Annotated in this window: 7 protein-coding genes; 4 read left to right on the forward strand and 3 right to left on the reverse strand. The window is 64.2% G+C overall.

What is annotated here, in order from left to right; all coding sequences use genetic code 11:
* The 3 genes from AC2VOP_RS15180 to AC2VOP_RS15190 all read left to right on the forward strand — a co-directional run.
* Positions 1 to 565, forward strand: a 565-nt coding sequence (locus AC2VOP_RS15180) for an IMP dehydrogenase (RefSeq protein WP_486961749.1), incomplete at its 5' end; no start/stop codon positions are given.
* A 5-nt stretch (positions 566 to 570) separates the two neighbouring features.
* On the forward strand, positions 571 to 1,929 hold the full coding sequence (locus AC2VOP_RS15185) for a hemolysin family protein (protein ID WP_486961755.1): 1,359 nt from the start codon (positions 571 to 573) through the stop codon (positions 1,927 to 1,929).
* A complete protein-coding gene (locus AC2VOP_RS15190) occupies positions 1,922 to 3,007 on the forward strand; it encodes a hemolysin family protein (RefSeq protein WP_486961750.1) in 1,086 nt (361 codons plus the stop codon). The genes AC2VOP_RS15185 and AC2VOP_RS15190 overlap by 8 nt, the downstream gene beginning before the upstream one ends.
* Before the next feature lie 46 nt (positions 3,008 to 3,053).
* Here AC2VOP_RS15190 and AC2VOP_RS15195 read toward each other — a convergent pair whose 3' ends face one another.
* From AC2VOP_RS15195 to AC2VOP_RS15205, 3 genes are all read right to left on the reverse strand, one after another.
* Positions 3,054 to 3,734, reverse strand: coding sequence for a hypothetical protein (locus AC2VOP_RS15195; protein ID WP_486961751.1), 681 nt, complete (start codon positions 3,732 to 3,734; stop codon positions 3,054 to 3,056).
* 188 nt (positions 3,735 to 3,922) lie between these two features.
* Positions 3,923 to 4,501, reverse strand: coding sequence for a hypothetical protein (locus tag AC2VOP_RS15200; protein ID WP_486961752.1), 579 nt, complete (start codon positions 4,499 to 4,501; stop codon positions 3,923 to 3,925).
* 42 nt (positions 4,502 to 4,543) lie between these two features.
* Complete coding sequence (locus AC2VOP_RS15205; RefSeq protein WP_486961753.1) at positions 4,544 to 4,804, reverse strand: hypothetical protein; 261 nt, start codon at positions 4,802 to 4,804, stop codon at positions 4,544 to 4,546.
* 531 nt (positions 4,805 to 5,335) lie between these two features.
* Between AC2VOP_RS15205 and AC2VOP_RS15210 the strand changes: the two genes are divergently transcribed.
* Positions 5,336 to 6,815: malate synthase G (locus tag AC2VOP_RS15210; RefSeq protein WP_486961754.1), on the forward strand; the 1,480-nt coding region annotated here is incomplete at its 3' end.

A 6,815-nucleotide genomic window follows, 5' to 3' on the forward strand; every position in this document is an offset into this window, starting at 1 on the left:
CGTGAAGGTCGGCGTCGGCCCCGGCGCCATGTGCACCACCCGGATGATGACCGGTGTGGGCCGTCCGCAGTTCTCCGCCGTGGCCGACTGCGCGGACACCGCGCGCCGGCTTGGTGCGCACGTGTGGGCCGACGGTGGGGTCCGTCATCCCCGAGATGTAGCGCTGGCACTGGCGGCCGGTGCGTCCAACGTGATGATCGGCTCCTGGTTCGCCGGCACCTACGAGTCGCCCGGCGACCTGATGCTCGACCATGCGGAGCAGCCCTACAAAGAAAGCTACGGGATGGCCTCCAAGCGGGCTGTGGTCGCCCGTACCACAGCGGACAGCGCGTTCGAACGGGCCCGCAAAACATTGTTCGAAGAAGGCATTTCAACGTCCCGGATGGGGCTGGACCCGGACCGCGGCGGGGTCGAAGACCTGCTCGACCACATCACCTCGGGGGTGCGCAGCACCTGCACCTACGTCGGCGCGTCCACGCTGGCCGAATTGCACGAACGAGCCGTGCTGGGGGTGCAGTCGGCGGCCGGGTTCGCCGAGGGCCATCCACTGCCGTTCGGCTGGTGACGACGTTGGCTACCCTGACCGCCAGCCTGCTCAGCCTGCTGGCCTTCGCGGTCCTGACGGTCGGCACAGCGGTGTTCGTCGCGGCCGAGTTCTCGCTGACCACCCTCGAACGCAGCACCGTCGATGCCAACGCCCGCCGCGGCGCCCGCCGCGACATCTACATCCAACGCGCGCACCGTACGCTGTCGTTTCAACTGTCCGGCGCGCAGCTGGGTATCTCCGTCACCACGCTGGCGACCGGCTACCTCGCCGAACCGGTGCTGGCCCGGTGGCTGCGCCCCGGCGTCACGGCGCTCGGTCTGCCCGCAGGGATAGCCGGGCCGGTGGCGCTGTTTTTCGCGCTGGTGCTCGCGACGTCGCTGTCGATGGTCTTCGGCGAGCTGGTGCCGAAGAACCTGGCGGTGGCGCGGCCGCTGCCGGTCGCGCGGGCGGTGGTCGGCCCGCAGCTGCTGTTCTCGCGGGCGTTCGCCCCGGCCATCCGACTGACTAACGGGGCCGCGAACCGCATGCTGCGCCGGCTGGGCATCGAGCCCGCGGACCGATTGCGGTCGGCCCGCTCACCGAGGGAGCTGGCGTCGCTGGTTCGCAGTTCGGCACGCAGCGGCACGCTCGACGAAGCCACCGCGGCACTGGTGGACCGATCACTGCGGTTCGGTGCCCTGACCGCCGGCGAACTGATGACACCGCGATCCAAGATCGTCGCGCTGCAGTCCGACGACACCATCGCCGATGTGGTCGCGACCGCCGCCGATACCGGGTTCTCCAGCTTCCCGGTGGTCGCCGGCGACCTCGACGAGACGGTCGGCATCGTGCACGTCAAGCAGGTGTTCGACGTGCCCGCCGCCGAACGGGCGCACACGCGGGTCACCGCGGTGGCGCAGCCGGTGGCGGTGGTGCCGTCCACCCTCGACGGTGACGCGGTGATGGCACAGATCTGCAACGGTGACGCCGGCGGCATGCAGGCCGTGCTGGTCGTCGACGAGTACGGCGGCACCGCCGGCATGGTGACCCTGGAGGATTTGATCGAGGAAATCGTCGGCGACGTCCGCGACGAACACGACGATGCCACCCCCGACGTGGTGACCGCGGGCGACGGGTGGCGGGTCTCCGGCCTGTTGCGCATCGACGAGGTGGCTGCGGCCACCGGGTACCGGGCCCCCCCGGGGGGATACGAAACCATCGGCGGCCTGGTGCTGCAACAGCTCGGTCACATTCCGCACGACGGCGAATCGGTCGAACTGGCGGTGTTCGACCCGGATGAGCCCGCGAACAATCCTGTTCGATGGCGGGCCACCGTGATCCGCATGGACGGCCGCCGCATTGACGTGGTGGAGCTGACCGAACTGCGGACCGTCGATGGATGACGTGCTAGACGTCTTGTTGACCGTGCTGCTGATCGCCGGCAACGCGTTCTTCGTCGGTGCCGAGTTCTCGCTGATCTCCGCACGCCGGGACCGGCTGGAAGCCCTCGCCGAACAGGGCAGGCAGAGTGCGCTCGCGGTGATCCGCTCCGGTGAGCGGCTACCGCTCATGCTGGCCGGGTTTCAGTTGGGCGTTACGGTCTGCTCGATCCTGCTCGGCCGCATCGGCGAGCCTGCGGTCGCTGACCTGCTGGACCGTCCGTTGGCGCTGATCGGCATCCCGGACACGCTGGTGGACACCGTGTCGTTCGTCGTCGCACTCTCGATCGTGGTGGTGCTGCACCTGCTGTTCGGCGAGATGGTGCCGAAAAACATCACCCTCGCCGGCCCGGAAAAAGCAGCGATGCTGCTGATCCCGCCGTATCTGCTCTACGTAACGGCCGCTCGTCCCTTCATCGTGTTCTACAACTGGTGCGCCAACGTGACACTGCGCGCGCTGCGGGTGCAGCCCGAGGACGAACTGGCGGTTACGGTCTCCACCGTCGAGTTGAGCGACATGATCGCCGAATCGGTCTCGGCGGGTCTGCTGGACTCCGAGGAGTACACCCGGCTCACCCGCGCGTTGCAGATCCGCACCCGGGTCGTCGCCGACGTCGCGGTCCCGGTACGCGACATCCGTTCGGTGCCGGTGGCGGCCGCCGGTTGTGGGCCGAGTGTCGCGGCGGTCGAGCGGGCCCTGGCCCAGACCGGCTACTCGCGGTTCCCGGTGGTCGACGTGGGAGACCGTGCCGGCCGGTTCGTCGGCTATCTGCACATCAAGGACGTGTTGTCGCTGGGCCTGCTAGACGCCTCGGGCGCCCCGGACACCCTGGTCGACCGGTCGGCCGTGCGCCCCCTGCCCCGGCTTCCGGCGTCGCTGCCGCTGCCCGAAGCGCTGTCGCAGCTGCGCCGCAGCAATAGCCACCTGGCGCTGGCGGTAGCAGACAAAGCCGCCGACGGCCGCGTGGTCGGAATGGTCACCCTGGCGGATCTGGTGGAAGACCTGGTCGGCACGGTGCACGACGGCACCCACCGGGCCTGACGTCGTCGACCGGAACTGCCGAAAATTACCACACCGGGAATCGAGGTTAGAAGAAAGCCGCAGCGTCCACAACGGGGGCCGCGCTGAGGTTGGCGAAGCCTAGTTGGAGATCGGTCCATATCAGCGTGTTTTGAGCTGCATCCACTCCTGAATCACTCGTGATCGCGGTCGCCAACGCATGGTCGGCATTGAGTACAGCCTCGCTGGCATGCACCCAGTTCTGTCCGATCGGGTCGAAAACTAGCTGATTGACCAGGCCCGACAAGGATCCGTCGTGAGACGAGATAGCCTTCTCTGCTAACTGCAGCACATCGATGGCCCCTACGCGGTCTTGCATTCCCACGAGACCACTAACGATCTCGTGGTCACTACTGGGGAGACTGCTCAAAACGTTGTCGCCCTCGGTCAAATTCGTGCTGGCGGTGGCCAGCAACTCAGCAGGGGTGGTGGTGCCGTCGGTGGGCGCACCCGCGAAGGAGTTGAGAAAAAAATCATCCACAAATGCTCTGAAGTTGTCCCCTGCGAGGTTCAGCCAGTCTCCAAACTGACTGGCAATCGCACCGTCCGCTGATTCATCCGATGCGGCAGTCGCTGCGACGTTGAGGGCATCAGGATCGGCATGGGCGGTGCCCAGCCCGATCATCACAGTAGCGACTGCGCCGCCGACCAAGCCCGCACCGATGCCCCATCGCCGGACACGCCAAGCGATTCGATGATCATCAAACATGTGAGAACTCCAAAATATTCATAGCGATCAACCTTTCATCCCGACCACTGGCTAACTCCAGTGGGTATAGGTTAGCGGGACCCCCCGTCGTCGGCCCGCCTTTAAGCGTTGAGCACACGATACCTCATCTTCATGCGCGCTTGCGGATCTTAACACGCATTACCCGCCTACGGGAGTTAAGGCTAGCATCAACCCAGGCCAAGCGAGTTGAAGGCATTTTGCACGGCGACTTCTTCGAGCATTAGAGCACCGTCGTTTGTCCAGCCTGACGCATTATCGATGGTTAGGCTGACGGCTTGGCCGGCACCGACCACATTCTCCTCCAAGCTGTGGTCATTGGAGACCATCCAACCCTCTCCCAAGTCACCGGTCAGCAACTGAAGGCTATTAACTAAAGAGGAGTTCGTTTCGTCTGACTTCGGTATGTTTGTCGGAAGCGAATCTAAAAAGTTAGCCAGGCCACCCTGGAAGTTGTGTTGCGCGTCGAGGCTCCCATCCGTATATTCAAAAAATGATGCCGACAACACAGGCGCGTTCTTCGCAGTGTCGATCGCATTGCCCAAATCGGTGTTGGCTTGGTTCAACTCGCTCAGAGCTAAACCCAAGAGCCCGCTTACATCATCGGCGTGGGCTACCTGCATGGACACTGCAGCCACGCCGCTTCCAACGATCAAACCGACAACCATCCCCCATGGACGCGCATTACGCGCCCGCAGGCTCGTCGTTTCCGATTGGCATGAAACCAATTCATCCTGATACTCGTACATCCAAGTTCTCCTTTTCCGACTTCACTTACAGTGAGACGACTTCTAGCTAAAATCGTGGCAGAGAGCCGCACAAATTCCCTCTCCAATATGCTCTATGAGTGATATTTCAGGTGCAAAATCATTCAGGAACGCAGTGACGTTGTCATCTGTGAGGTTCAGCCAGTCTAAGAACTGACTAGCAATCGCACCGTCACCTGATTCACCGGATACGGCAGCCGCTGCGGCGTTGAGAGCATCAGGATCGGCATGCGTGGGAGGGGCAGCCGACAAGGTTAACCCCACCGCAATAACTACTCCCGCCACCCAGGCCGATTGCTGTCGCGGTGTTATGTCCCACCGGCGGCGTGGTCGTGCGACCCCGTAGCCAGCATCAACAATCGAAGAAACGCTGGACAACATATTTCTCCTCCTTAACTCCTTTAACAATTTGGTTCAGCCTGACGTCGAAACCTGCGGAACCAGCGGAGCAGGGCTCTGATCTCGCCTCCAGGGCTCGCTGTTCTGTCAACCTGGGTTGAGGTACCCGCCCCGAAGCGTCGGCGTGGTCGATGCGTTGGGCTTGGTAGCAGTGTCGGCCGTTGACGGATCGAACAGCCTGTTGTGATGTGGTTCACAAGTGCGTATAAGAGCAAAAAAATGTCCTCTGTCAAGCGAGTGTTACGTACGAGACGAGATGTAACAGTCCTTCGATGTTGTGTGCTCAGGTTGAGCCGGCGGGATCCAGCGGGTCGCCGGATGCGGATAACCGCAGTACCGGACGGTAGGGTGGTTCATTGCCGACGAGGCTCGACGGGGTTAACAGGGGCCGCAACGGGGCGAGAAGAGAGGGCATGCATGACCGACCGGGTGTCAGTGGGCAACCTGCGGGTGGCCCGGGTGCTGTACGACTTCGTGACCAACGAAGCGCTGCCCGGAACCGGCGTCGACGCCGACAGCTTCTGGGCGGGTGTGGACAAGGTCGTCACCGACTTGACGCCGCGAAACCAGGAATTGTTGGCGCGCCGCGACGAACTGCAGGCCCAGATCGACAAGTGGCATCGCCACCGGGTGATCGAGCCGATCGACCCGGAGGCCTACCGGGCGTTCCTCGCCGAAATCGGCTACCTGGCGCCCGAGCCCGGCGATTTCACGGTCACCACGTCCAACGTCGACGACGAGATCACCATGCAGGCCGGCCCGCAACTGGTGGTCCCGGTGCTCAACGCCCGGTTCGCGCTCAACGCCGCGAACGCCCGGTGGGGGTCGCTGTACGACGCGCTGTACGGCACCGACGTCATCGAGGAGACCGACGGCGCCGAGAAGGGCACCGAGTACAACCCCGTGCGCGGCGCCAAGGTGATCGCCTACGCCCGTAAGTTTCTCGACGACTCGGTGCCGCTGGGAAACGGTGCGTGGACCGAGGCCAAGAGCTTCGCGGTCAACGACGGCCGGCTGGTGATCACCCTGGCCGACGGGCTGGAGACCACCCTGGCGACGCCCGGCCAGTTCGTCGGCTACACCGGGGCAGCCGAGTCGCCGTCGTCGGTGCTGCTGGTCCACCACGGCCTGCACATCGAGATCCTGATCGACCGCGAGTCACCGATCGGCGCGACCGACACCGCGGGGATCAAGGACGTGGTGCTGGAATCGGCGGTCACCACCATTCAGGATTTCGAGGACTCGGTCGCTGCGGTCGACGCCGACGACAAGGTGGCAGGCTACCGCAATTGGCTGGGTCTGAATCGGGGTGACCTCACCGAGCAGGTCGACAAAGGCGGCGAGTCCTTCACCCGGGTGCTGCGCCCTGACCGCGAGTTCACCGCCGCCGACGGCGGCACGCTGACGCTGCCCGGCCGCAGCCTGATGTTCTGCCGCAACGTCGGTCATCTGATGACCAACGACGCCATCGTGTACACCGCCGACGACGGTGAGCTCCGAGAGGTCTACGAAGGCATCCAGGATGCGTTGTTCACCGGCCTGATCGGAATCCACGGGCTGAAGTCCGGCGGCGAGAACGGGCCGCTGCTCAACGGCCGCACCGGATCGATCTACGTCGTCAAACCCAAGATGCACGGCCCGGACGAAGTCGCGTTCACCTGCGAACTGTTCAGCCAGGTCGAAGACGTGCTAGGGCTGCCGCAGGCCACCATCAAGGTCGGCATCATGGACGAGGAGCGGCGCACCACCGTCAACCTGAAAGCGTGCATTAAGGCCGCCGCCGACCGGGTGGTGTTCATCAACACCGGCTTTTTGGACCGCACCGGCGACGAGATCCACACCTCGATGGAGGCCGGGCCGATGGTGCGCAAGGCCGCCATGAAGACCCAGCCGTGGA

It is taken from the genome of Mycobacterium sp. TH-M106, from assembly GCF_057473765.1.